General features: G+C 56.8%; 21 protein-coding genes, 1 tRNA gene, 1 other RNA gene and 1 pseudogene. 6 read left to right on the plus strand and 18 right to left on the minus strand.

The features are described from left to right. Positions 1-2: 2 nt before the first annotated feature. From murD to rnpB, 9 genes are all read right to left on the minus strand, one after another. A complete protein-coding gene (murD, locus tag GCE01_RS07545) occupies positions 3-1349 on the minus strand; it encodes a UDP-N-acetylmuramoyl-L-alanine--D-glutamate ligase (RefSeq protein WP_099212141.1) in 1347 nt (448 codons plus the stop codon). After that, positions 1346-2437 carry a phospho-N-acetylmuramoyl-pentapeptide-transferase gene (mraY, locus tag GCE01_RS07550; protein WP_099212143.1) on the minus strand — a complete coding sequence of 364 codons (1092 nt, stop codon included), beginning with the start codon at positions 2435-2437 and terminating at the stop codon, positions 1346-1348. The genes murD and mraY overlap by 4 nt, the downstream gene beginning before the upstream one ends. Continuing rightward, positions 2437-3813, minus strand: a complete 1377-nt coding sequence (locus GCE01_RS07555) for a UDP-N-acetylmuramoyl-tripeptide--D-alanyl-D-alanine ligase (RefSeq protein WP_099212145.1) — start codon at positions 3811-3813, stop codon at positions 2437-2439. The genes mraY and GCE01_RS07555 overlap by 1 nt, the downstream gene beginning before the upstream one ends. Further along, a complete protein-coding gene (locus GCE01_RS07560) occupies positions 3810-5261 on the minus strand; it encodes a UDP-N-acetylmuramoyl-L-alanyl-D-glutamate--2,6-diaminopimelate ligase (protein WP_099212147.1) in 1452 nt (483 codons plus the stop codon). The genes GCE01_RS07555 and GCE01_RS07560 overlap by 4 nt, the downstream gene beginning before the upstream one ends. 8 nt (positions 5262-5269) lie before the next feature. Further along, on the minus strand, positions 5270-7237 hold the full coding sequence (locus GCE01_RS07565; RefSeq protein WP_099212149.1) for a peptidoglycan D,D-transpeptidase FtsI family protein: 1968 nt from the start codon (positions 7235-7237) through the stop codon (positions 5270-5272). 85 nt (positions 7238-7322) lie between these two features. Then, on the minus strand, positions 7323-8123 hold the full coding sequence (gene ftsL / locus GCE01_RS07570; RefSeq protein WP_099212151.1) for a cell division protein FtsL: 801 nt from the start codon (positions 8121-8123) through the stop codon (positions 7323-7325). Next, entirely contained in the window at positions 8120-9091 is a 972-nt protein-coding gene (gene rsmH, locus GCE01_RS07575; RefSeq protein WP_099212153.1) for a 16S rRNA (cytosine(1402)-N(4))-methyltransferase RsmH, read from the minus strand. The genes ftsL and rsmH overlap by 4 nt, the downstream gene beginning before the upstream one ends. Then, the gene (gene mraZ, locus GCE01_RS07580; RefSeq protein WP_046901379.1) at positions 9088-9558 is read right to left on the minus strand and encodes a division/cell wall cluster transcriptional repressor MraZ; all 471 of its coding nucleotides are present in this window, start codon (positions 9556-9558) and stop codon (positions 9088-9090) included. The genes rsmH and mraZ overlap by 4 nt, the downstream gene beginning before the upstream one ends. 286 nt (positions 9559-9844) lie before the next feature. Continuing rightward, positions 9845-10249: RNase P RNA component class A (rnpB, locus tag GCE01_RS07585), an RNA gene on the minus strand. A 75-nt stretch (positions 10250-10324) separates the two neighbouring features. Between rnpB and GCE01_RS07590 the strand changes: the two genes are divergently transcribed. Continuing rightward, positions 10325-11317, plus strand: a complete 993-nt coding sequence (locus GCE01_RS07590) for an alpha/beta hydrolase (RefSeq protein WP_099212692.1) — start codon at positions 10325-10327, stop codon at positions 11315-11317. A gap of 9 nt (positions 11318-11326) precedes the next feature. On the opposite strand, the gene GCE01_RS07595 is transcribed toward GCE01_RS07590, so the two are convergent. After that, positions 11327-11785, minus strand: a complete 459-nt coding sequence (locus tag GCE01_RS07595) for a hypothetical protein (protein WP_046902046.1) — start codon at positions 11783-11785, stop codon at positions 11327-11329. 6 nt (positions 11786-11791) lie between these two features. Then, complete coding sequence (gene zwf / locus GCE01_RS07600; RefSeq protein ID WP_099212155.1) at positions 11792-13261, minus strand: glucose-6-phosphate dehydrogenase; 1470 nt, start codon at positions 13259-13261, stop codon at positions 11792-11794. A gap of 270 nt (positions 13262-13531) precedes the next feature. Between zwf and GCE01_RS07605 the strand changes: the two genes are divergently transcribed. Together GCE01_RS07605 and GCE01_RS07610 are read left to right on the plus strand one after the other, a co-directional pair. Next, complete coding sequence (locus tag GCE01_RS07605; RefSeq protein ID WP_007283547.1) at positions 13532-13798, plus strand: DUF2312 domain-containing protein; 267 nt, start codon at positions 13532-13534, stop codon at positions 13796-13798. Positions 13799-13856: 58 nt separating this feature from the next. Further along, positions 13857-14447 carry a hypothetical protein gene (locus tag GCE01_RS07610; protein WP_099212157.1) on the plus strand — a complete coding sequence of 197 codons (591 nt, stop codon included), beginning with the start codon at positions 13857-13859 and terminating at the stop codon, positions 14445-14447. Between the two features lie 24 nt (positions 14448-14471). Here the strand turns inward: GCE01_RS07610 and proB are convergent, their stop codons facing one another. The 4 genes from proB to rplU all read right to left on the minus strand — a co-directional run bounded on the left by proB (position 14472) and on the right by rplU (position 17300). Continuing rightward, complete coding sequence (gene proB, locus GCE01_RS07615) at positions 14472-15608, minus strand: glutamate 5-kinase (protein WP_099212159.1); 1137 nt, start codon at positions 15606-15608, stop codon at positions 14472-14474. Continuing rightward, the gene (gene obgE, locus GCE01_RS07620; protein ID WP_064273106.1) at positions 15605-16615 is read right to left on the minus strand and encodes a GTPase ObgE; all 1011 of its coding nucleotides are present in this window, start codon (positions 16613-16615) and stop codon (positions 15605-15607) included. The genes proB and obgE overlap by 4 nt, the downstream gene beginning before the upstream one ends. 77 nt (positions 16616-16692) lie before the next feature. Continuing rightward, on the minus strand, positions 16693-16959 hold the full coding sequence (rpmA, locus tag GCE01_RS07625; RefSeq protein WP_046901385.1) for a 50S ribosomal protein L27: 267 nt from the start codon (positions 16957-16959) through the stop codon (positions 16693-16695). Positions 16960-16985: 26 nt separating this feature from the next. Then, the gene (rplU, locus tag GCE01_RS07630; RefSeq protein WP_046901386.1) at positions 16986-17300 is read right to left on the minus strand and encodes a 50S ribosomal protein L21; all 315 of its coding nucleotides are present in this window, start codon (positions 17298-17300) and stop codon (positions 16986-16988) included. Positions 17301-17586: 286 nt separating this feature from the next. On the opposite strand from rplU, the gene GCE01_RS07640 reads away from it, so the two are divergent. The 3 genes from GCE01_RS07640 to GCE01_RS07650 all read left to right on the plus strand — a co-directional run bounded on the left by GCE01_RS07640 (position 17587) and on the right by GCE01_RS07650 (position 19053). Then, positions 17587-17676: transfer RNA gene (locus tag GCE01_RS07640), tRNA-Ser, on the plus strand. A 415-nt stretch (positions 17677-18091) separates the two neighbouring features. Beyond that, positions 18092-18319: a helix-turn-helix domain-containing protein gene (locus GCE01_RS17405; protein WP_099212161.1), complete on the plus strand. Its 228-nt coding sequence runs from the start codon at positions 18092-18094 to the stop codon at positions 18317-18319. Positions 18320-18393: 74 nt separating this feature from the next. Continuing rightward, a complete protein-coding gene (locus GCE01_RS07650; protein ID WP_244591128.1) occupies positions 18394-19053 on the plus strand; it encodes a hypothetical protein in 660 nt (219 codons plus the stop codon). 44 nt (positions 19054-19097) lie between these two features. On the opposite strand, the pseudogene GCE01_RS17110 reads toward GCE01_RS07650, so the two are convergent. The 3 genes and pseudogenes from GCE01_RS17110 to GCE01_RS07660 form a co-directional block, all read right to left on the minus strand. After that, positions 19098-19345 (minus strand): annotated as a pseudogene (locus tag GCE01_RS17110) (IS481 family transposase); the annotation flags it as partial. A gap of 52 nt (positions 19346-19397) precedes the next feature. Then, the gene (locus GCE01_RS07655) at positions 19398-19877 is read right to left on the minus strand and encodes an N-acetyltransferase (RefSeq protein WP_145995781.1); all 480 of its coding nucleotides are present in this window, start codon (positions 19875-19877) and stop codon (positions 19398-19400) included. A 108-nt stretch (positions 19878-19985) separates the two neighbouring features. Continuing rightward, on the minus strand, positions 19986-23912 hold the full coding sequence (locus tag GCE01_RS07660) for a hypothetical protein (protein ID WP_099212165.1): 3927 nt from the start codon (positions 23910-23912) through the stop codon (positions 19986-19988). Positions 23913-24658 lie beyond the last annotated feature (746 nt).

The raw sequence follows: 24658 nt of genomic DNA on the forward strand, positions 1-24658 counted from the left end.
CGTCAACCTTCCTGTTCTGCTTTGAGCATTTCGCCCGAATGGCCTGATTTCACAATATTATCGCAAATCTGGAGAAAGTGTGACCCTCGATCCTCAAAACTGCGAAACTGATCAAAACTTGCACAGGCGGGAGACAGAAGAACGGTTTTGACCCCACCCGTTAAGGCTGCGTCAAACGCTGCGGGAACTGCGCGATCCAGCGTGTCACACATCGTGTAGGGAACGTCATTGGCTTGAAGTGTTGCAGCGAGAACAGAGGCATCTCGGCCAATGAGGAACGCGTGGGCAATGCGGTCAAACCACGGGACAAGCATCTCGATGCCTCCCGCTTTAGCCGTTCCCCCTGCAATCCACATCACACGGTCGTAGGACCCAAGCGCCTTGGACGCAGCTTCGGCATTAGTTGCTTTGCTATCGTTGATGAACGCGACACCATCCCGCTCGGCTACCTTTTGCAGCCGATGTTCCAGACCGGGAAATGAGGCCAATCCGTCATGAATAGCCGCGTCGCTCAAACCAAGATGCTTTGCCATCGCCCAAGCCGCGGCGACGTTCTGACGGTTGTGCCGTCCAGGGAGTGCCGGGCCGTCAAAGGATGGAACCGCATCCGGCGCCAGCGTCGTGACGGGAATTCCTCGTGACGAAATTTTCTCCGCGATCGTCAGGCACCATAGATCGTCTTCTCCGATGGCCGCCAGATCTTCAGACGTCATGTTGTCGAAGACATGCGCTTTCGCTGCCGCATAGCCATCCATGTCTCCATGACGATCAAGATGGTCCGGTGTGATGTTCAACAGGCAGGCAGTTGCAGCGTGGAACTGATCCAGCCGTTCCAGCATGTATGACGACATCTCAATAACGTAAACGCCGGTATCAGCCAGAAGAGGTAGTGCCAGAGACGCAGTGCCCAGATTGCCGCCCGCGACACAGGGAACTCCGGCAGATTGCAGCAAATGCGCCAGCAGAGCTGTTGTTGTGGATTTTCCGTTAGTACCGGTTATGGCTGCAAAACGCGCTTTGGATCCGGCTTTGCGAACATTGCGATAAAGCAGTTCTGCATCTGACAGGATCTGCACATTCTGAGCGCGAGCCAGTTCGGCCACGAGATGCGGCTTAGGCAGAATATGCGGAATACCAGGAGACAGGACGAGCGCTGTCATGCAGGAAAGGTCTGTCAGTGGCGCAAGTGTCAGTCGCTCATGAGGGGGCAGAGACGGGGCATTATCATCCCATGCCTGAACCTCGGCACCCATGTTCAGCAACGCGCTGACTACGGCCGCACCGTTACGACCAAGGCCGCAAACCGCATAGCGCTCGCCTGCGAGAAGATCTGTCGGAAAGCCTGTCATCTCAATTTCAGCGTGGCCAGACCACACAGCCCCAGAACGATGGAGACAATCCAGAATCGTACGACGATCTTCGGTTCCTGCCAGCCCTTCTTTTCAAAGTGATGGTGCAACGGTGCCATGAGGAACACACGCCGGCCTGTACGCTTGAACCAGAAGATCTGGATCACGACGGAGAGTGTTTCTGCGACGAACACACCGCCAACAATGCACAGAACAAGCTCATGCTTGACGGCGACAGCAACGGCACCCAGTGCGCCGCCGAGGGACAGGGAGCCTGTATCACCCATGAAAACGGCAGCCGGTGGCGCATTGAACCACAGGAAGCCAAGCCCCGCTCCAATCAGTGCGGCGCAGAACACAGCCAGTTCTCCGGTGCCCGGAACAGGGTGAAGCTGGAGGTAATCAGCAAAAACATGGTTGCCCACGAGATAGGCAATCAGCGCAAAGACGAGCGCTGCAATTACGACAGGAACAATGGCCAGCCCATCCAGGCCATCGGTGAAGTTCACGGCATTGCCGAAGCCTGTGATCGTAATCATGGCAAAAAGTGGGAAGGCATAACCGAGCGGAAGGAGGATATCCTTCACGAAGGGGAACGCGACGGCATTACGGAGTTCCGGCGGCGTCAGATGCTGGAGCCAGATGCCTGCAATGAGAGAGGCTGCAAACTCACATCCCAGCCGTACGCGCTTGGACACACCTTTCGTATTACGGCGGGAAAGCTTCAGATAGTCGTCTGCAAAGCCAACGGCACCAAATGCGGCAGTCGTGAGCATAACGGCCCAGACAAAACCGTTTGTCAGGTCTGTCCACAACAGCGTCGCGGAGAACAGCGCGATCAGGATCAGCATCCCGCCCATCGTTGGCGTGCCAGCCTTTTCCAGAATATGCCGTTCCGGACCAAGCGTGCGGATAGGTTGCCCCTCACGCTGGATCCGTTTGAGCTGTGCAATGAAGGGGTTGCCAAGCGCCAGCGAGATCACCAGCGCCGTCAGGCACGCACAACCCGAGCGGAACGTCAGATAATGGAAGAGGTTGAAGAACCCGCCATGCGATGAGGCATGAGAGGCGACGAGATTGAACAGCATCAGGCAGAGACCGGGTTGGAAGCGTTATCGAGGGCCGCAATGACATCGCGCATCCGGCTGCCCAAACTGCCTTTGACAAGCAGAAGGTCACCGGGGCGGAGAGCATCACACAGAAGGGGGGCGAGGGAAGACGCGTCCGGGGCATAACCACCCCGCACGGTTTCGGGAAGAGCTTCGTAAAGCGCGTGCATGTGGGTGCCGCAGCAGAAAGCCAGTGCATCTGCTGCGATTACGGCATCCGCGAGAGAACGATGTTCTGCCTCTGCGAATTCGCCAAGCTCACGGATGTCTCCCAGAGCGACCACGCGCCGTTTGGCGGGAAGAAGCGAGAGAGTTTCCAGCGCCGAACGAATGCTGGTCGTGGAGGCATTGTAGCTTTCATCAAGCAACTGCACCCCGTTCAGCACAGTACGTATCTGTCCGCGGCCTGCTCCTGGAACAAACCCGGTCAACGCTTTAGCCGCATCCTGCACATTTTCGCCAAGGGCTGCGACAGCTCCGAGAGCCAGCGCGGCATTTCGCGCCAGATGTCGGCCTGGAGCTGTTAATCTGACGGACACGCTCGGAGCATTAGGGAATGTCAGGGTAAAAGTGCTGCCTTCCGCGGTGCAGACCAGGTTTTCTAACCGGACTTGGGCGGCGGCAGAAAAGCCACTTAACCAAAGAGATGTATGGTCAGGAAGAGCTGCCTGAAACAGGTCTTGCCCCACAGCATCGTCTGGAGCAATGGCCGTCCCGTGTGGTGGTAATGCACTGAAGAGCTGGGATTTTTCACGCGCGATTTCTTCCACGCTTCCCATGTGGCCCAGATGTGCTGTTCCGATAGTGGTAATGATCCCGACGTCCGGGCGAACCTGCGCAGCCAAGGGGGCGATTTCCCCCACATGGTTCATGCCAATCTCACTCACGCAAAAACGTGCGTCGCGGGGGAGGCGCGCTAAGGTGAGAGGGACGCCCCAGTGATTATTGTAGGAGGCAATGGCAGCATGTGTCGGCCCGAGCGCAGAAAGTGCGGTGCGGAGCATGTCTTTTGTCGTGGTCTTGCCGACGCTGCCAGTAATCGCAACGACTTTTCCATCAAAGCGTGCGCGTGCGAAGCGTCCCAGTGCTTCCAGACCCGCCATCGTATCGGCAACGATCAGAAGGCGTGGATCCGTCAAGCCTCTGGTGTCATGCACCATTACACACGCGGCCCCGGCGTTGAGGGCCTGCACGATGTGTGCGTGGCCATCACTGACATCGCCTTTAAGTGCGATGAAAAGGTCGCCAGATTTCAGTGTCCGCGTATCGATGGAAATTCCGGTGACGGCAACCTCAGCTTCAAGGCGGCCATTTGTCGCATCACGAAGCTCTTCGGATGTCCAGAGAACGCTCATGCTTCACCTGCGAGTTCACGGATAACGCTGCGGTCATCGAATGGAAGAACGGTTTGACCAACAATCTGTCCCTGCTCATGACCCTTGCCGGCAACAACCAGAATGTCACCTGGCTGAAGCGCGTCCAACCCTGCGGCGATCGCAGACCTCCGGTCCCCGATTTCGTGTGCTTCCGGGCAGGCTGCATGAATGGCGGAACGAATACTCTGCGGATCTTCCGTGCGCGGATTATCGTCTGTGACAATCGCCAGGTCTGCCATGCGCGCTGCAACTTCGCCCATCAGTGGGCGCTTGCCACGATCGCGATCTCCGCCCGCACCAAACACAACGACCAGCCGTCCCTGAGTGTGTGGACGGAGGCTGGCGAGAACGCGTTCCAGTGCATCCGGCGTGTGGGCATAATCGACGTAGGCTGCTGCTCCATTGGAGAGCTCAGCTGCGCGCTCACATCGTCCGCGTACACCGGTCAATTGCGGCAGGTATTCGACAACACTTCGTGCTTCGCTTTCATCCTGCCAGCACATCGCGGCTGCCAGCATGGCATTATCAGCCTGGAACAGGCCAGGTAATGCCAAAGTCATTTCCGGAAGCTCTTCTCCATAGAGGGAAAGCCGAACGATCTGACCGGTCGGTGTGGGCGTGGTTTCAAGGAGGCGTAGGGCCGTGCCCGTCTTGCCCACTGTACGAAGTGCCATACCACGCTGGGCTGCTAATGCCTTCAGGGCGTTGAATGTCTCCGGATCCATATCCGCATTGACCGCGGCGATGCCGTCTGTTGGCAAAAGGTCTTCAAAGAGACGCAGCTTGGCTTCACGATAAGATGAAATCGTGCCGTGGTAATCCAGATGGTCGCGCGTCAGATTTGAGAAGCCCGCTGCGTTCAGTGTCACGCCATCGAGGCGATGCTGTTCCAGTCCGTGTGAGGATGCTTCAAGCGCAACATGATCCACACCATACTGTGCCAGAGAGGCAAGCGTTTTGGCCAAAGACACGGGATCGGGCGTTGTGAGCGACGGTGGGGGCGGGACGTCAACGTTCGCAACCAGTCCGAGCGTTCCAAGGCTGGCGGCTTTAAAGCCCTGAAGCGTCCAGATCTGGCGGAGAAACTCTGCCGTGCTGCTTTTGCCGTTTGTTCCCGTGACCGCGGCGATACAGGTCGGCTGCGGACCAGCAAGAGTTACAGCAGTCAACGCGAGCAGGCGCTTGGCATCAGGGGTGAGCAGAACAGGAATATCTGCTTGCGCCGGATGATCAGCAATAACGGCAGCCGCACCATTCGCGACCGCTTGTGGGATGAAAGCTGCTCCGTCCTGTTTTGCGCCACGGAGAGCGAAAAACAGCGTGCCCGGCCGGACCTGTCTGCTGTCTGCTGTGACCGCGCAGATTTCAGGGTCAACGGAAGGCGACAGAACGGAACCATTCTGCCGGAGGAGTTCAGAGAGACGCATGGGCAGGCTCAGTGCTGTGTCTTGGGAGTGTGCGCCTGATTGCGCGGATCCCCAGGGTCGTTACCAGGGCCAAGGGCACGATAGCCCGCTGGCACGGACGGATTCATGGGGATGGCGAGAGATGCATCAATGGCGTCCTTGTTGGCCGTATCCGGGAACTGGTTCAGGATAGGTCCAACACGGGAAATAATTTTCTTGACGGTCGGCGCTGCGTTCCATGCGGCAGTGGTCCAGCCATGTGTGGCCGCAGTTCCCTGTGGGCTATCGAGCATGACATACACCGCGTAATGCGGGTTATTCATCGGGAAAACACTGGTGAAGGCCGAAACGTTGACGTGTTTCAGGTATCCACCATGAGCACCGATTTTTTCAGCCGTGCCTGTTTTTCCACCCACGTAATAGCCCGGAACTTCAGCCGATTTGCCGCTTCCCAAGGTAACGTCAAGACGCAGCAGTTTGCGCAGCAGGGCAGACGTCTTTTCTGACAGAACCCGCGTTCCGACAGGTGTCTGTGCACCAATGTCATCGCCGCTATCTGCCTCGTCGGGCTTGTAAACAACAGGGCGCACCTTGGCATCAGGTGTCTGGCTTTCGTCCTGCTGATCCCGGGCCACCAGTGTGGGCTTCAAAAGAATGCCGCCATTCACGGTAGCCGCCGTGCCGCGCACAATGGCTAGCGGAGGCTCAGCCACACCATGACCGAAGCCGACAGTCATGACAGTGGAGAGGCCCCAGTTTTTCGATGCGGGTACTAGGGGGCGTCCGGCTTCCGGAAGCTCTACCGGGACGCGGTTGAAGAAGCCCATGCTCCGCAGCCAGTCCTGCTGACGCTGGGCGCCGACATCCAGTGCAATATGAGCCGCAGCCGGGTTGGACGAATAGGCCAGCACACCCGGCAGAGACAGCCATGGCGCAAAGTGATCAGTCTTCATATCGCGGATGGTGAAGCGGCCAACACGAATGGGAATGGTCGAAAACCGATCCCAGATATGAACTACACCAAGTTGAAGACCCATCGCGGCTGTCTGGAGCTTGAATGTCGAGCCTGGCTCGTACATGCCTGTCACAGCACGGTTGAAGCGCGCGTCGTTCGGTGCATGGTTGAAATCATTGGCGTCATAGTCAGGGAGGCTGACCATGGCCAGAATTTCACCCGTTCGAACATCCATGACAATGGCCGAAGCACCAATAGCCGAGAACTCGTCCTTGGCGGCCATCAGTTCATCATGCGCGACAGCCTGAACGCGAACGTCCAGAGACAGGCGTAGAGGCGTGCGATCTGAATTCAGGCGCTGATCAAAAAAGCGCTCCACGCCAGCAATGCCATGATCATCAATATCCACGCTGCCCATGATCTGAGCGGCAGTCCGGCCCAGCGGGTAATGACGGCGCTCACCGGCTTCAAAATAAATACCGGGAATACCAAGATTATTGATCGCGATTTCCTGCACAGGGGAAATATCACGAGCGATGTAAACGAACTGCTTCTTTAGTGAGAGACGACGAACGGTTTCGGCTTCATCCAGCTTGGGCAGAACGGTTTTAAGCTTCTTTGTCGCGTCCTCTGGATCAATCAGTTCCATCGGATTGGCATAAACCTGCGCGACGGGAAGAGACAGCGCCAGGGCCTGCCCGTTACGGTCGGTAATGGTGGCGCGTTTGACTGTAGGCAGGACGAAATCGCCTGCCATTTCACCACGTGGATCGCTTTTCGGAATTTCTGGAACCTGAGGTGCAATCTGGCGCTTCTCGGGCTCCATGGGCATCAGCACCGTTGCGAACGTGGCTTTGAGGGCAACTGCGCCATAAATGGCCAGAAAACCCATGCCGACGCCCAGAAGGCGACTATGCATCTGATCCAGATTAAGACGGCGGGAAGGCGTTCGCACTGCCGTCTGTGAGTCGCGCCGCTCTTCCCGTTTGCCCGGGCGCGCTGCGCGACGCGAACCTGATGGGGGTGGCACGTCCTGAGGCATCGTGCGGCGTTGCGTCCTGTCTAAGGTGCTCGCCCGAAGCTATCCGGAAAATACTGAACGAGCAGTTAATAAAGAAGAGAGGGTCTCAGTTAGCCAACGGAACTGGCGGGGGCAATGCGTCTTCGTCATTTCCCAGCGCAGAGCTGGCATGATGGTGCGGGCGTGGGCGCTCTTCAGCAACGCGGGTCAAAGACGCCTCACGAACCTGATGGACGGGTTGCGTATGCCACGCCGCAGCGACCAGCGGTGTCGGGCGTGCGCCATGATAGCTCACAAGGCGGACGGTCGGCGTTACGTCCGAACGGGGTGTCGCGCTGACGTGCGGTGTCACAGGACGAGCAGAGGCCAGATCCATGTCTGGGGAATGGACAATCCGGTCAGCATGCGGGTGAGCAACATGCGTCGTGACGGCACGGGCTGTCATGACATGAGGTGTGGGAGCTGCAGGCGTGGCTGCAGCAATAACCGGAGCATGCTGAACAGGCGCAACTGGGTGAACAACCGGAGGAGCCGGCAGCGGAAGATGTGCCTCGGTCGCCGCACGGTTGACGACTTCATGCAGGCTTTCTCGCGGATCTGTTGGAACAGGGCGAGAGCCCGGGTTTGGAAGGCGTGATTCAAGACTGGCCATGCGGATGAACTGATCCGGGGCCATAGGGTGAAGGTCGGGAAGAAAGCGCGCGGCCAGAGTGTTCAGACGATCCGGCTGGTTCAACAGGGCCCATTCCGTGCGCATCATGGCTGTCTGCGCGCGGACTTTCTGCGTTTCCTGTACGACCTTGGTGATCTTCTGGTCGAGGACCGTCGTCTCATGCTTCTTGGTGTAGAGAAACAGGCCAGACCCTGCGGCGAGAACAGCGCAGGCGATGGTGAAGGGCCGGATCATGCTCGGTTTCCTGAGGCGGGCGGTTGTGGGGCGGAATTACGAACCAGGGCGCGCAACCGGGCGCTGCGTGCTCTGGGGTTATCCCGCGCTTCCTCTTCCGTGGCAGGCAGGGGGCGGGAATACAGGAGAGAAAAAGCCGAAGGCTCTTTCCGGACAGGCGCCGGGTCATAGCGGGACGGATTGGCGGTACGACCTGCCAGTTCCGCCATGGCGCGCTTGGCTAGACGATCTTCAAGGGAATGGAAGGTCACAACAACGAACACGCCGCCTGGAGCCAGAAGGCGAGGGGCTGCCTCCAGCGCGCGTTCCAGTTCGCCCAGCTCGTCGTTCACAGCAATCCGGAGGCCCTGAAAGCTGCGTGTAGCGGGATCGATCTTGGAGCGGTCTTTGGGGACGCAGGACCGAACAATATGCGCGAGGCGGCCCGTGGTCGTAATGGGTTCTTCCGCGCGGGCTGCCACAATGGCGCGTGCGATGCGACGGGACAGCTTCTCTTCGCCATAACGATAGAGAACATCCGCCAGATCACCTTCCTTCATGGAATTTACCAGATCGGCAGCAGAAGGGCCTTCGCCTCCCATGCGCATATCCAGCGGGCCATCATTACGGAAAGAAAAGCCGCGTTCAGCCTGATCAATCTGGAAGGAAGAAACACCGAGATCCAGAACGATGCCGTCAAACGGTCCGTCCTGGCCCACAAGCGCTTCCATGTCCCCGAATGTTCCCTGATGCATGAACAGTCGACCATTGGCCTGCTCGACCATGGCTTCACCACGGGCAATCGCAGTCGGGTCACGGTCAATGCCGTGCAGGGTGCAATCTGCGCTGTTGAGTATGGCACGTGCGTAACCGCCGCCGCCAAATGTTCCATCCAGATACCGGCCGCCTTCACGCGGGGAAAGTGCTTCGAGCACCTCCTTCAGCATGACGGGAACATGTCCTTGATGGACGAGCGTGATTGCGTTCATGCCGCATCTCCGGTGGCCGGTTTGCGGCTGCTGGTAAGTTCTTTTGCCCGTGCGCGGGCCTGATGACGACGCTCTGCTGCTGCGGCGGGATTCCAGATCTGGAAAACGCGACCCAGTCCCATGAAGGACACTTCGTCGCTTAACGATGCATGGGCGCGCAGAACATCGGGAAGAATGATCCGGCCTTCCTTGTCGCTGTCGAGCGGATACGCATCTGCGTAAAGGCTGGCCGCCAGATCTTCGTGGTCTTCAGAGAACGGATCGTATTCGTCCAGAGGCTGCGCCAGAGAGGCGAAAGCGGCGGACGTCCAGGCCTCGATGCACGGATGAAGATGTGAGGGCCGAAGAATGACCAGCGCTTCGCCAGGCTGAGCCTGCGTTCTGAGAGCGGATCGGAAGGGGGCCGGAATGGAAACACGTCCCTTGGCGTCAAAGCGGTTCTGATGTGTGCCGAGGAACATGCTCATTGATGATGTGCCTCCCTTCACTTCAGGACTTGCGCAAGGTGATCAGGTATTTCTCTGTTCTTTCTTGGGATACCATGGGATTTCATGGGACGTCAAACATATATCTGCGAAAAACCGCAGAAAACTGCGGCTATTTTCATAGTGGAAATTGTGACGCGATTTTTTGCTGTTTGTTAGGAATTATCAGGGATAATCGCACGGCGAGATCTATACCTGCCGTTATTTGTTCCCTTTATGTTCTCATGGCGTAGCTTTTGAGAATTACTGGAGAACGTTTTTCATCAGAGGTGCCAGACGGCCTGTAAGCCGGGTTCTGTCCGCCAAAAGGCGGGACGATCATTCCTCTGGGACATGCATCGCTGCATGCCTCACGCAACCAACCCGAACGACGGAGTGAGACGCTCCCGGCTGCCTTGCGGCAGCCTGCCGTTCCTATTCGGTTTTGCTCCCGGTAGGGTTTACCGTGACCGACGCCGTTGCCGGCATCGCGGTGTGCTTTTACCACACCGTTTCGCCCTTACCCGCGACGTATTCCAAGAAGGAACAGTCCGGCGGGCGGTCTGTTTTCTGTGGCACTGTCCCTAGGGTCGCCCCCGCCGGCTGTTAGCCGGTACCGTTGTCCCATGGAGCCCGGACTTTCCTCCATGACGGGGATCCTCATCCCAGTCACAGCGACCGTCCAGCCGTCTGGCGGTGCGGACCTTGCGCCGGGAGCGTTTGCGGGTCAAGGGCAGACTTTGTTCTGGTTTCTCTGCATGATGCTGGAATGAAACCAGTATTTGCCCTGAGGCTGTTTCTTGCATGGCTCGCATGGCAGGCTCGCCGCCGAGGTATTGTACGTCCGGCAGTGCCTGTTGAGGTGGTGCCAGAGATCCCCGGTCCGGTCCCATCGCCGGATGTGCTGAAGCAGATCCGGAAGATCACCGGGCGCCCCAGCTTTCCGCAATGCCTGTCATCGCTGCGGATACGCAAATGGGTAGACATCAGGGTTCCAGGCGAAGAAGGATTGCGACCTGCACGCCTGTATCGGCCAAGAGGGACCGTATCGGGCGTGGTGCTGTTCCTGCACGGTGGCGGATTCGTACATTGCGATACGACGTCACATCACGGAATCTGTTGCCGCCTGGCTGCGTCTTCAGGCGCGATGGTTCTGTCTCTTGATTACCGTCTGGCACCAGAGCATCGCTTCCCAGCAGGCCTAAGAGACGCGCAGGCAGCCCTTCAATGGCTTAAACTTGCGGCGCCGGATCTGCCGATTGCTGTAGCAGGGGATAGTGCGGGTGGAAATCTGTCAGCTGTTTTGGCGCAATGGAGTCGCTCACAGCCTGATCTGCAACTGGCTGCCCAGGTTCTTTATTATCCAGCCCTGAGTGGCCCGGTCATTCCTTTATCCCGGCATGATTACGCTGAGGGTTACATGCTGACGACAGACCTTCTGTATTGGTATTGTTCTCAGACGCTCTCATCGCCCGATCAACTGTTCGATCCGGAATTTTCGCCTGTTTTTGCGGATCATCTCAGTGATCTTCCTCAAGCGATGATCGTGACAGCCGGGTTTGACCCTTTGCGTGGAGAAGGTGAACTTTACACGCGATTACTCAGGGAGGCTGGAGGAACCGTTAAATACCGGGTGTTTCCACGTATGATTCATGGCTTTCTGAACGGGTATACCCTGTTCAGGGATGGGCGGACGGCATTGCGGGAAGGGGGCGTATTTTTACGGGAGGCTTTCAGGAAGGCCGGATCACGACCTTCCTGAGTAGAAGCTTTAAAGCCGCAGTTCGTGGAACGTACCAGGCGTTCCTGCATCGGTTTGAATCGTGCGCTCACTGCGATCAACCTTCAGGCTGAACAGTTTGTCAGCTGACGGTTTATCTCCGGGGCAGCCATTACCATGGCGTCCCAAGACATCAATGTCCGGATTATTCTCGGCAGCATTGCCATTCACAACGAACACGAGACAACGTTTGGGCATGTCCGTCAGTCCGTCGTTGGTCACGACAAGTCGCAGATGTTCCACAAGGGCTGTATTATCGAACCAGCTCAGCTTGTTGAATGTGAACTTGTCGTAGGAAAAATCCAAAAGTCCGGAACGAACGACCACGAACATCAGCAGAAACGCCGGCACCACAATCAGGAGCCGGCGCATCAGGTGCTGTTTGAGTGTACGGGGCGGACGCCGTGTGCCCCGTGTAAAACGGGGCTTCGCGTTCGCGGGGTCAGTCAAAAGCAATTACTCCATGTCTTCGTGCCACTTGTCGCCCTTGTCGGCGAGCAGCGCTGCAGATTTCTCCGGACCGTAAGACCCGGCGCTATAAGTCTGCATCGGCACCTGGTTCTCGCTCCAGGCCTTGAGCACAGGTTCGGCCCAGCGCCATGCCGCTTCAACTTCGTCACGGCGAATGAACAGAACCGGATTCCCACGCACCGCGTCAAGCAGAAGGCGCTCATACGAGTCCGGGAAGGGGAGGCCGCCTTCCATGCGGATTGTCGTGTCGAGATCTGCCGTACGCAAGGTATAGGCGTCCAGAGCCGGGTTCTTGACGTTCAGCTGTAGCTCAACACCCTCATTCGGCTGAATGCGAATAACCAGCCGGTTTCCCGGTGGCGTCGCACCAAACAAAGCTGTCGGCGCAGCACGGAAGCGAATAACGATCTCGCTAACCTTGCGTGCAGAGCGTTTGGCCGTCCGGATATAGAAAGGAACGCCTTTCCAGCGTGGGGTATCAACCCAGGCACGCACTGCGGCGTATGTTTCCGTGTTGCTCGGTTGTCCCAGCTCTTCCAGATAGCCTGGAACGCTCTGGCCACCGACAACGCCAGCAGTGTACTGCGCGCGGACGGTCTCAGAAGCGACAGTCTCATCCGTAATCGGGCGCAGTGCGTTTAGCACGGCCAGCTTGGCATTACGGACGGTATCGGCTTCCAGGGAATCAGGCGCTTCCATCGCGACCAGACACAACACCTGCAGGAGATGATTCTGGATCATGTCTCGCATGGCGCCTGACGTGTCGTAGTAGGATGCGCGACCTTCAACCCCGACGGTTTCAGCAGCCGTGATCTGAACGCTCTCGATCTGCTCGGCAGACCAGACGGCGTTCATGATCGGATTGGCAAAGCGAAGAGCCAGAACGTTCTGGACCGTCTCTTTCCCGAGATAATGGTCAATACGATAGACCTGATTCTCAGGGAAATACTGGCCCACGCCGTCATTGATGGCTGTCGCAGTCGCCATATCCGTGCCGATCGGCTTTTCCAGCACGACGCGCGAATGCGGCGATACGAGATTGTGGCTGTGAAGATTTTCGCAAATTCTTCCGTACAGCTGAGGTGCCGTCGCGAAGTAATAGACGCGGATCCGGTCAGCCGGGGCTTCGGAGAGAATGGAGGACAGGGCGCTCCACTCACTGTCGGCTTTCGTGCCATCAAGTGTGACGTAGTGTAAAAGTCCGAGAAAACGGTCTACGAGGACCGGAGATCGGACATCATCGGGGATGAAGCGTTCCAGCGCCTCTTTGGCGCGGGCAACATAGCCGTCCCGGTCGATATCCGTACGGGCGGTACCAATGATGCGGGCATCGTCTGGTATCTGTCCCATGCGGAGACGGTTATAAAGCGCAGGCAGAAGCTTGCGCATTGTGAGATCGCCGGTGGCGCCAAAGATAACATAGTCGAATGGTTCGACTTGCTGGACGTGTTCCATGGGTGCTCTCTGACCTCTCGAACCCGGATTGTCGGGGGAAAAGGGTTTAGGGTTCAGGCCTTTGCAGGCAGGGTCTAGTTCCGCTCTGGGGGGCTTTATGTCAAGGGAACGGGCATGCACGACATCGGGAGGAGGCATCACGGAAACGCGTGCGTTCCCTAAATGTGCACATAATTCCGTTGACCTCCCAAGCCTTGGCGCGATAAGCCGCGCGGCTGGTGTCGCATCTCTGCGATGCCCCGGACTTATGCCTGAAAAAGGAAAATGAACATGGACGCAGAAAGCAAAATCGAAGGCGCCGCAACGGGTGGCATTGCTGCTGACCGCCTGCGCTCCATCATTGAGCGGGTCGAGCGTCTGGAGGAAGAACGCAAGGCTTTGGCGGGTGACATCAAGGATATTTTCTCTGAAGCGAAGTCTGCTGGTTTTGACGTGAAGGTGATCAAGCAGATCATCAAGCTGCGCAAGCAGGAGCCTGCGGAAGTGGAAGAGCAGGAAACGCTTCTTGATATCTATCGCCGCGCTCTTGGCATGTAATCCGGCGTCTCCGGATCGAACCCGCATTGTCTGGCTCTCTTAATATCCGGACCGGAGCATGATGCCCGATATTTCATGGTTGCCCTTATGGGCATTGATGTCTCTGCTGATCATTGTCGGCCTGTTCGCGCTGGCTCTGGTCTGCATGCCGTTTGCCGTTTTCGGTGTTAAGCCACGGTTGCAGGAACTCGAGTTCCAGATTGGAGAACTGCGTGCAGAGCTTCAATCCCTGTCCCTGCGTCTGACGGCCCCGCCGTCAGACCGGATGGTTGCCGCCGGGCGCCTTGCTGACGAGAAGAGCCCGACTGCCGGTGTTCGTGCGCCTGTTCAGAAAACGCCCTCAGTTGAGCGCGTACCTTCGGAGCCGGCAGATTATTTTGAGCCTGCCGCTGTCGTGCGTGCTGAGGGACCGTCCTATGAAGACGGTCCGTTGGTGGCTGACCCTGATGCTCTGCGCAGAGTGGCCAAGAAGCCTGAGGCCTCTAAAAAAAGCTGGTCCCGCGCTCCTTGGGAGGGTGAGCAGACGCGACAGAGCGCTGCGCGGGAGCGGGAAGAGCTTGCCCCTCGGTCTGTATCTACTCGAAATGACGATGATGAGGCTTTTAGAGCCCGTGCGGAGCCGAAGCTCCGGTGGCCTCCAAGAGGCTAGACACAAATTTGTGCTGGAAAGGCTTTAGTGCTGATCCAGCACAAGGTCATCGCGATGAATCAGAACATCGCGACCACGATAGCCTAGAAGCTGCTCCATTTCCTCGGAGCGATGGCCGATAAGCTTCGTGCACTCTTGGGCTGTGTAGGACGCTAGGCCGCGACCCAGCACATCTCCCTGCTCATCTTTGATCAGCACCAGATCTCCGCGCTCAAAGTGCCCGTCAATCGCGGTAACGCCGGCAGGCAGGAGTGACGCGCCCACAATCAGGGCATTTCGCGCTCCCGCGTCAACCACAAGAGCTCCCTTGGGATGCAGGCTGCTTCCAATCCAACGTTTGCGAGCAGAGCCAGTATCCGTCTGGGGAAGGAACCAGGTGCATAAACCACCATCCAGGAGTTTCTGAATGGGATTCTGTGCCTGTCCTGCCGCAATAACCATGGATGCGCCCGCACGGTTGGCAATGCGGGCTGCCATAAGTTTCGTGCGCATTCCACCAGACGAATAGCCAGGTGGAGGCTCGCCCCCCATAGCCATAATGTCGTCCGTCACTTGCTCAATGACTGGAATATGACGCGCCGCTGGATCCGTGCGCGGGTCAGCCGTGTAAAGACCGTCAATGTCGGAAAGGAGCACAAGACAGTCCGCTTCAATCATCTGTGCCACACGGGCACCTAGGCGATCATTGTCACCAAAGCGGATTTCTGAGGTGGCGATGGCATCATTTTCATTGATGACGGGAATGCAGCCCAAGTCCAGCAGTGTCTGGAGTGTGGCGCGAGCATTCAGATGGCGCTCACGGCTTTCTGTATCGTCGGGCGTGAGAAGTAGCTGACCGGCGACAAGTCCATGCTGGGCGAGGGCATCGCTCCAGCCCTGAGCAAGGCCAATCTGACCGACAGTAGCAAGCGCCTGCTTCTCGTCGAGGCGCAGGCGGCGGTTCATCAGACCCAGTTGATGTCTTGCAAGTGAAATTGCCCCTGAGGATACAACAACAACTTCTGTGCCCGCTTTCTTTAGGCTGGCGATGTCCTCACAGACACTGCGCAGCCAATCGGCCCGCAGCGCTGCCTGTGCGCCATCAACAAGAAGAGCGCTTCCAACCTTGATAACAATCCGGCGCGCCTGCGCCAGTTGAGGGGCAGGGGCCTTGGCGGTCATGCCAGCTTGCTTTCCTTTGCTGCATTGACACGATCCTGAAGGAGCCGGAGTAACTCGGGCAGGCCTTCGCCTGTCACGCCGGAGAGTGTCAGCACTTCTGCGCCAGATGCTTTTGCAAGAGCCCGTTTTTTTGCTGATTTCTGTTCGGCGGTCAGAGAATCGCACTTGTTGAGCACAATGATTTCAGGCTTGGCGGCCAGCACCGGATCATACGCTTCAAGCTCATTCCGGATCAGGCGCCAGTGCTTTACAATCTGCGATTCTGTTCCATCAATCAGATGAAGCAGCGTTGCACAGCGTTCGACATGGCCTAGGAAGCGGTCTCCGAGGCCTGCGCCTTCGCTTGCGCCTTCGATCAGTCCCGGAATATCCGCAATTACGAACTCTTCAGTCGTATTCAGGCGTACGACACCAAGCTGCGGATGCAGAGTGGTAAACGGGTAGTCTGCAATCTTCGGTCGTGCGCGGGATGCTACGGAAAGAAGCGTAGATTTGCCTGCATTCGGAAGGCCAACCAGGCCCACATCCGCAATGAGTTTCAGGCGAAGCCAGACCCAACGCTCTTCGCCCGGCCAACCCTTGTCGGCTCGGCGTGGCGCACGGTTGGTGCTGGTCTTGTAATGGGCATTGCCTCTGCCACCATCACCGCCGCGACACAGGAGGATCTCCTTGCCGTCTTCATCCAGATCCGCAAGGAGTGTCTCGCGGTCTTCATCGAAGATCTGCGTGCCGACGGGCACATTGATGATAACGTTTTCCGCAGCTGCGCCAGTTCTATCGGAACCTGCGCCGTTGCCGCCTTTACGGGCCTTGAAATGCTGTGTGTATCGGAAGTCGATCAGCGTATTGAGGGCAGGGACGGCGCGGAAAAGAACATCGCCACCACGCCCGCCGTTACCACCGTCAGGGCCACCGAATTCGACATACTTTTCCCGACGGAAGGCGATCACGCCGTCACCGCCATCGCCGGAACGTACATAGATCTTGGCCTGGTCGAGAAATTTCATCGTATTATCCGCAACATATGAAAAAGGCCGGCCCTTGGGAGGACCGGCCCTTCCGCTCGCGCTTGGGGCGCGGTGACTTACTCGGCGGCTTCCGGCAGCGCCACGGAAACGTGGACGCGGCCTTCGGCGCGACGCTGGAACTTCACATGTCCGTCCACAAGGGCGAACAGTGTGTGATCGCGACCAATGCCGACATTGCTGCCAGCCTTCATCTTGGTTCCACGCTGACGGACAATGATGTTGCCTGCCAGAACGCTCTCGCCGCCGAACTTCTTGACGCCGAGACGGCGACCGGCGCTATCGCGCCCGTTACGACTGGAACCGCCTGCCTTTTTTTGTGCCATGGCTGTGTATCCTTCCTAGTGCGGCTTCAGGCCGCGTTGATCGCGTCGATGCGCAGCACGGTAACGTGCTGGCGGTGGCCATTCTTACGACGGCTGTTCTGACGGCGACGCTTCTTGAAGATGATGACCTTGGCCAGACGATCCTGTGCGACCACGGTGGCCGTCACGGTTGCGCCAGCAACCAGCGGCGCGCCAACGGTCACGCTGCCTTCGCTGCCGACCATCAGGACGTCGGAGAAGGTCACGGTGCTACCGGCTTCAGCCTCAAGCTTTTCAACCTTCAGGATGCTCTCAGGAGCAACACGGTACTGTTTTCCGCCTGTGCGGATGACTGCAAACATTCTGGAAACTCTCGCTGTTCCGATCTCTTGGCCGCTTTTGCCGGGGTATTCCCGGTCTGGCGCAGCCCAGTCGCTTCTTATCGTTGGTTCCTGACCGACCACATGGGACGGCTAGAACAGGCGGGTCGATACAAGGAGACAGCCTTCCAGTCAATCAAAAACAGCAAATTGTGAGTAGGTCATGCCATACTTTAATTAGGGAAAGAGTGGTGGCTCCCTCTTGCATTATGCTGAAAAGCCAGTCATAAGCCGCGCCATCGATCAGGTCTGCTTCTGTAGGCCGTACGGAGAGGTGCCAGAGTGGTCGATTGGGGCGGTCTCGAAAACCGTTGTGCCTTCGCGGGTACCGTGGGTTCGAATCCCACCCTCTCCGCCAGATAAATTAAAAACTTCAATATTTCTCAGAGAGTTATTTGATTTATCAAAATCCATCCCACCTTGGGCCCCATCTTAAAAAATGCGTCATCGTGCAGCATCCGGACGCGATATGCGTCGTCCTGTAAATTTATCGACGCGACCTGCTGACTGAAGTCCTGTCTTTCCCAACCATCCACAGTTGGTCCGAGCACGCAATGGAAATAGCACCCTGTAAAAAATGCTCAAAAAAACTCTTGAAATTATCACGAATGTTCGGCTAATGTTCACGAATTAGTTGACGCTCACAATATGTAAAACCGAGAGACTAAATCCGCTTAAATGCGGAAACGCCACGAAATCTCGTGAACACCAACGAACCCAAGATGAAAGAGCGTCATCGTTTGTCTCGCAGAGGCAATTGGGATTGGTGTGTGATGAATTCGATATGGCCTCCTCGTCGCTCTGAAGACATCTTTATAACGCGTCGTGAAGCTTCTGAGCGGCTACGCGTGTCTCTCTCCACAATCGACAGATACGTCGCAGCCGGCGAACTAGAACGTTTTAAGATCGGTCCGCGCCGGACTCTTTTTCGATTGCTTGATATCGAAAAACTCGTGCGTCATGACGACAGTCACTCTCATGCCGCCGCACAGCGCCATTAGGGGCCGATTTTTAACCCCCTAGCCAACCAGAGCCAAACATCTACAAGTCTCATTTCATGACGAAAGACGGTCCTATGTTCGATGCCGCTCACAGCGATTTTTCGTGGGAATGCCCTTGGGAAACCCTCGAGGACAAGGCTTTATGTCAAGATATCATCTACTGGATTCTCAGTAATATTATAAGACCCCCTTCTGTTCGAGGAATATATGAGTTTTCATGCCCAAGAAGAAGAGAAGTAATTTTATTGAATAATATCAAAGATATTTTTGAAAGTTTTCCTAAGGAATTAAATCTTCGATGGTCCGACCGCTATAATAATAGTGAAAACTTCTCGGATAAAAAAATTTATGAAATTCTCGAAGAATTTACTCCGATCCGGGACGACAATGGAAATTTAAAACAAAACAAAGACAAAGCAATGGAGTTTCTATTTGCAAATATTTCTTATTGGTCTGATGCAATCACGATTAAGGACCTTCTTCCCCAACTGGGCTCTGGGCGCCTAATCGCAGTCTATGATGAATATAAGCATGAAGGACTGCCTCTAAACGTTATTGCTGAGCACGTTTTATATTACAAAAGGCCCATCCGCTCTGATGAGCAGCAGATTCTCGCACGCGCTTTGATTGATCTTGGCTGGAAACGACATCGGACAGCTCAGACAAGGCTGTGGCAGGCTCCTCCTGACTTTCCGACAAGAGACCCAGACAGATATAGATGGATTTATAGATGATCAAATATACGGCGAAAAACGTTTCGTGGATGATTGGTTTTTTATAGGCGATGTCTGAGGAATTCCCAAGCCGTCCTCCGATTGGCCTTCTCGACCAGTTGTGTGACAGCGAGTTTGTCTGTCGGCTCGATGGCAACGAAGAGGTACAGCTTATCCTCAGCGGTCTCGATCTCCACAATATCGATATAGAGAAACCGATAGGATAGCGCTTGAAACGCTCTCGTTCGGGCCTATGTCCCTTAATGTCTGGCAGCCCTGAGATCTCGTGACGATGAAAACAGAAATGCAAGGCGGGAAACACATAAAGGTGTTTAGTCCCGGGATTTGATGGGTTGGATTCTCGGCTACTGGCTGGAATCGACCAGGCGCTTAAACTGGATGGCCGGCACGCCGGAGGCGTGATCGAACAACTCAGTGCGCGGACCTCCAATCACCTTGTCGGCAACGTGAAGCGACGCCACGTTCTCGCGATCGACCACGGCCTCGAAATAGAGCTTCGTAATGCCGTTCCGGCAGAGCCCGCGGCATAACTCGTCGATCGCAGCCATCGCGACGCGCTGCGCGCGCCCGTTGCTTCGACGCGATTCTATCACTGCATAGCCGAGTTGGAAGGTCGGCACGCCCTCGATAGGTTCGGTCAGGGCGAGGAGCGCGACAGCCGTGACCTCGCCGCCTTCAACCAGCGCATAGGTGTATCTTGGTGCGCCTGCGGGCTGGTCGACATGCAAGAAGACGTCCGGATAGAAGGCCGCCGGCTGAACACGAATCTCCTGCTGCGCGATCGCTCGGCGGAAATCGATCAGAGCGTTCATCGGATCGGCCATGCTGGGCATCCTATTTCCTTCCATCGGGACCACAACCAGCAGGTAGCAGAGCTTGGCCTAATGCTCCGTCGCATCAACAGCTGCCATTCGGCGCCGGACAGGATAGCATCATGAAGGTAGCTCGAACAGGATCCCGACGACCTCCATCAGCGCGGTCAACTTGGGCAATCCCTGTTCCCCGCCGAAACTCAGCAACTCAGCTGACGTCATTCCATCTGGGTTGAGGCTCTCGAGAACAACAAACTGGCCATGTGGCCGGAACCGCTTGAGATATCGGGTACCAGTATCATCAACGGCGATCACCAATCGCCCCTCCAATTGTGCGATCGCGGCACTCGTCATCACGACCGAATGGGTGATGATGTACTGACCATCCAGCGCGACGGGTTCGGCACTACGACCTGCGACCTGAAACAATCTGGCGTCCTTGAGCATCGCGTGGACCACCGCGAAATTGGTGAGCGCAACGAACTCCACATTGTCCGCCTGGGGCGGCACGGGCAATTGGTGTTTCGCAAAGAGCGTCCCAATTATCTTACGCATATGGATCTGCTCCTTCGGAGCGATTACAGGTTGCGCAAGCGACGTCGGATCAGTGGCTTGGCCAGTCAGAACGGCGATGTGTGGATGTACCTCAGTTTCGTTATACCGGCGTGCGAGTAGCTGGTCCTGAAACGTGGTGACGACGAGATTCCTCTCATGCACTTTTGCATAGTTGCTCACTATGATCACGTCGCCGACATCAGCCACCGGGTCGAGCGTTCCCGCAGCCAACTGAAAGGCGGCGTGGTTGTGTAGAGTGACCCGCTGCGCTTCTGATAAATCTGCCATCGTGATCAGGCCATCGCCGGCACGCCCATCGGTTCTCGCTGCCGCAGCGATCCCTGTATGGAAAAACGTGGCCGCCCTGAGATCGGCAGCATCGGTCGTCGGGAATTCCACCACGTTATCCATCCAGGCAAACAAGCGCGGCTCGCCCACATGGGCTTCGAATTCGGAAAATATCTTAAAGCAGGTGTGAAGCCGTGATTCGACCTTTTCTTCCCAGAATTTCCTTACATCGATCGCCTGCGCGACACCGATTGTACCATCAAAATGATGATGCGCTTCGTTGATATATTGCATCGCCTTACCACCACCACCGCCTGCGATATATTCGAGCAACTTGCCGAATGACGGGTTGGTGAATGGGGGCACGCTCGCAGTACGCCGCGCCTTCATCAGCGTGGCCAGTTCGTCCAAGGTCTTATTGACGATGTCTGGATCCTCGGCGCGAAGCATAATTTTGAGGAGATCTTCCAGATAGATGCGAACCTTCTGGACATAGGCGTGCCCCTTCTGGTCGTCGTTCGTGGCCTGTGCATCAGCGAAAGTGCTGGAGAGGGAATCTCCGAATATGATCGTCGCCACCTTGGAAGCGTCACACAGGCGTACAACGAGGCCCTGCTGACCGGGCAGCTTCTCCGAGTTGACCAGCATCTGAAAAAACTGGCGCTCATGGGTAATTATGAGGATCTGCGCCCCCGCAATGTCGACCTGATCCGCCTTACCCATCCTCGCGATCTCCTCGGCCCACTTGCGCTTGTTACGCGGATCGAAGGTCACCTGAGGATCGTCCAGCAGCATCAAAGGAAACGGATTGGCCCCAGCGTCAATGATTGCCTGCTCGCGCACGGCGAGCACGAAAGCCCATAGGATCGCGCGCAACCAGGAGCTGTTGGCGACCACGGACGCGTCGACCCGCACGCCAGGATCGAAGCTGCCAGCGATGAGGACAGACTTCTTCGCCAAGACGGCATCCTCGAACGACAGTCTCTCCTTAAAATGAATTCGCCCTAGGATTGCCTTCATGCGGTCGGACAGCGCCGAGATCGATCCGGCAGTTTGGGCGGCGACGAGCAGACGCAGATCTTTCAGAGGCACCAGCGCCGTCGCTATCGCTTCCCGAACGAGTTGCTGCTCGTGGATCGGAAGCCACAGATCGGCTTCCTTCGCGGCGGCTCCCAAATCCTTGGCGAGTTGATCGAGCGGGGCGGCGCGCTCCAAGGCTGCCTCAAGCGCCTGAATCTTGCCCTCAATGCAGTCGGCCGGATACATTCCGTCTTCTGCCGCACTGCCCGTCACCTGGCGCCAAGCGGTCGCGAATTGGGGACGATGCGTCTGCCACCACATAGCCAATGCCATCACACGTTCTACCTTGGCGATGTAGCTCAGCAACCCGGCCGTCGCCGGGGGCATAAGCGGATCTGGTGCCGTCATGGAGTGCACGAAGGCAGGAAGTTTCTGAGCTAAGCTATCCGCGGCAGCCGAGGCAAATACAGCTATACCGGTCAGGACAGTCGAGAACGGCGCTCCTTGGACAAATACCTGCTTGACGGCCTCCGAAAAAGCGTGACGCGGCTGCATTGTTGACAAGGTGTCGAAATACGCGTCAACGGCCCGCGGTACGAGATCGCGGATCGACTTCTCGAGTTCAGTACAAACGTCGGCCAATCTACGCTCTGCGACGGATGCAGCCCGCTTCAGGGTTGCAAGCTCGTCGGCGAGCGCAGCGCGATTTTCGCCGGTCAGTTTTCCCTCACACAAAGGACAATCAGCACTCTCATGAGAATGCTGTGCCGGCTCGTAGAAACGAGATGCGAGCGCCTTCAACCGAAGCTTTTGATCCTCGGCCTGTCGCTTGTCCCATAAAACCGCTTCGGCGAGCCGGGCCCTTACGTCTGTAAGCAGACCTGGGAGCGCCTGAAACGGCGTGTCCCCCGGAGCATTTGCGAGCGCCTTCCAAGCCGAAAACACGTCGGAGCCTTTGAAACTATCTTCCAAGATCGCACGCGCCGAATTAACCGCGGCCTTGATCCTACCTCGATCGTCCGCATTCGCCGTGTCTAGCGTCGAAGCGATCTCCGAGGTCAGCACGCCGAGATATCCGGCAGCCTGGCCCGAAGCCGTCTTCGCGACATCGCGGAGTTCCTGAGCGTAGCCCTTGTCCTCGCGCTTGCCCTCAACCTTCAAGTTGAAGTCGATTGCGACCGCTGTTCGGGACGCACGTTCAAGAGCGGCTTTAAGTCGCGCCGCGATGGTGTCACCCCCCTTGTCTAGCGCATATTTGAGAAAGCGCTTGGATCGGTGAGTGAGATTGGCCGCGCCATCGGCAATAGCAGCCAGTTGATCGAGCCCAGTCAGGAGCTTCACCGCTTCATAGATCGACTGGCTTCCCCCGCCGAAACCGATACGGGCAAGGCGAGCAGGCATGAGGAGCCCGACTTCCAAAAGTTGGGGGGCTATCAGGAGGTCGGCCGAAATATCGACTTCGATTACGGGTTGGACGCCCGGCGCGGCAACCAGTCTGCGATATGCGTGGGCAGTGTTACCGGTCAGATCATGGAAGGTCAGACGTACCCAAGTCTCGGCAGTACCGGCCAATGCCATTGCGCTGTTCGGATAGGACACAAAGGAAGGCCAACTCCCGATCGTTGAGCCAGCATCGTTTTCGACAGGAGATCGGACCCCCGTTTCAAGATACAGCCCATCCTGATCACGACAACGGTAGCCGGTCATCGCCCAGATGATCGCGCTGGTCAGCGACGTCTTACCTGATCCGTTCTGCCCTTCAAGGCACCAGTTTTCTCCGTCGAACGGCACAGAAAAACTAGGCCCCCCGATCTGGTTCAATCCCCCGAAGCCGCTGGTTTCAATTCGGGTGAGGCGCCAAGGGCCGACATTCGTCGCCGTCCCGCTCTGTTCTGTCTCGGTTGCAGGGTCGATAGTCTCATGCTCCCAAGCCGCTACCAAGCCGTCAAAGAGACTCTCGTGCGCGTCGGCGACTTTGGATTGGTCGCAGGTGAGCAGGAAGCGAAACAGTCGCCGCGCACTAGCAGAGGCGAGATGTACCGAGCCTGCTTTATGGTCGCCGAACTTGTCCCAAGTGAGCGGCAGACCAGATAGAAGCTGCTGTTTTGCCTCGTAGAATGAAAGCACCATATCCTCTCCCGCGGCGGCAATATAAAGCTGCGACAGCTTGTCAAGCCAGAGCAACAAAAGCTTCAACTTGGCGCGGCCAAGTCAGACCCTACTCGGCCAGCTCTAGCCACAGTGCTTATAAAACTGCCTCTTACTCAATAGCGGTTGTCAGATTGGACCAAATCGATGGCAGCATCTCAGGATGATCCGCTCATCACGTGAACGACTTCAATGGGGCGCGAAGCTATCATGGGCCTCAACGGCACGTATGGCCGCTTTCCATTCATTCTATCCTACAGCGGACAGACGGCTCCCCCCCCCCTGAACTGCCTGTCCGTTTGCCGGAAGCAAGCAGACAGGCAGCCGTCGCCTACATCTGGGACACAAAACTGCCTTGATGGTTTTCCGCATTGTGGACATGACAGGCTCAAAATCTCGTTGCCACTTTGGGCCTGAAACGGACCGTCTGGTTCCGGCAAGAAATACCGCAAAATGGTCACTGAATGCGGGGCCGCCGCAGTCCACCATCGAATCTAACAAGACATTGGCCAAAGTATAGCGACTGCCTAATATGAATTGAAAACCGATCATCTGGTGCGGAACACTTACTATAGTAAGCAATTACATCTATTTCGTGGCTAGCGGCAATGTATCGATGCAGTCGGTATTTGTCGCAACGTACAAGCAGCCAGCCAGTAAGTATTGTTTTGATACAGACCGTTCTTATATTGAGGTCAAACTAACATTTGACATCCTAGCCCAGTGAATTCTGTTACCCGTTAGACAAAGTCGCTAGACGTTGGAAGTGCCGTAGCGGAAGC

It is taken from the genome of Gluconobacter cerinus (genome assembly GCF_002723935.1).
Lineage (GTDB): Bacteria > Pseudomonadota > Alphaproteobacteria > Acetobacterales > Acetobacteraceae > Gluconobacter > Gluconobacter cerinus.

Excerpts from the sequence above, each read along its gene's own strand:
- GCE01_RS07610 (WP_099212157.1), top strand. The coding sequence starts at position 13,857 with ATGATGCCCGATATTTCATGGTTGCCCTTATGGGCATTGATGTCTCTG.
- GCE01_RS07655 (WP_145995781.1), bottom strand. The coding sequence starts at position 19,877 with ATGGCCGATCCGATGAACGCTCTGATCGATTTCCGCCGAGCGATCGCG.
- GCE01_RS17405 (WP_099212161.1), top strand. The coding sequence starts at position 18,092 with ATGAATTCGATATGGCCTCCTCGTCGCTCTGAAGACATCTTTATAACG.
- zwf (WP_099212155.1), bottom strand. The coding sequence starts at position 13,261 with ATGGAACACGTCCAGCAAGTCGAACCATTCGACTATGTTATCTTTGGC.
- GCE01_RS07590 (WP_099212692.1), top strand. The coding sequence starts at position 10,325 with ATGAAACCAGTATTTGCCCTGAGGCTGTTTCTTGCATGGCTCGCATGG.
- proB (WP_099212159.1), bottom strand. The coding sequence starts at position 15,608 with ATGACCGCCAAGGCCCCTGCCCCTCAACTGGCGCAGGCGCGCCGGATT.
- GCE01_RS07565 (WP_099212149.1), bottom strand. The coding sequence starts at position 7,237 with ATGCCTCAGGACGTGCCACCCCCATCAGGTTCGCGTCGCGCAGCGCGC.
- ftsL (WP_099212151.1), bottom strand. The coding sequence starts at position 8,123 with ATGATCCGGCCCTTCACCATCGCCTGCGCTGTTCTCGCCGCAGGGTCT.
- rsmH (WP_099212153.1), bottom strand. The coding sequence starts at position 9,091 with ATGAACGCAATCACGCTCGTCCATCAAGGACATGTTCCCGTCATGCTG.
- GCE01_RS07555 (WP_099212145.1), bottom strand. The coding sequence starts at position 3,813 with ATGAGCGTTCTCTGGACATCCGAAGAGCTTCGTGATGCGACAAATGGC.
- obgE (WP_064273106.1), bottom strand. The coding sequence starts at position 16,615 with ATGAAATTTCTCGACCAGGCCAAGATCTATGTACGTTCCGGCGATGGC.
- mraZ (WP_046901379.1), bottom strand. The coding sequence starts at position 9,558 with ATGAGCATGTTCCTCGGCACACATCAGAACCGCTTTGACGCCAAGGGA.
- rplU (WP_046901386.1), bottom strand. The coding sequence starts at position 17,300 with ATGTTTGCAGTCATCCGCACAGGCGGAAAACAGTACCGTGTTGCTCCT.
- GCE01_RS07650 (WP_244591128.1), top strand. The coding sequence starts at position 18,394 with ATGTTCGATGCCGCTCACAGCGATTTTTCGTGGGAATGCCCTTGGGAA.
- murD (WP_099212141.1), bottom strand. The coding sequence starts at position 1,349 with ATGACAGGCTTTCCGACAGATCTTCTCGCAGGCGAGCGCTATGCGGTT.
- GCE01_RS07605 (WP_007283547.1), top strand. The coding sequence starts at position 13,532 with ATGGACGCAGAAAGCAAAATCGAAGGCGCCGCAACGGGTGGCATTGCT.
- mraY (WP_099212143.1), bottom strand. The coding sequence starts at position 2,437 with ATGCTGTTCAATCTCGTCGCCTCTCATGCCTCATCGCATGGCGGGTTC.
- GCE01_RS07560 (WP_099212147.1), bottom strand. The coding sequence starts at position 5,261 with ATGCGTCTCTCTGAACTCCTCCGGCAGAATGGTTCCGTTCTGTCGCCT.
- rpmA (WP_046901385.1), bottom strand. The coding sequence starts at position 16,959 with ATGGCACAAAAAAAGGCAGGCGGTTCCAGTCGTAACGGGCGCGATAGC.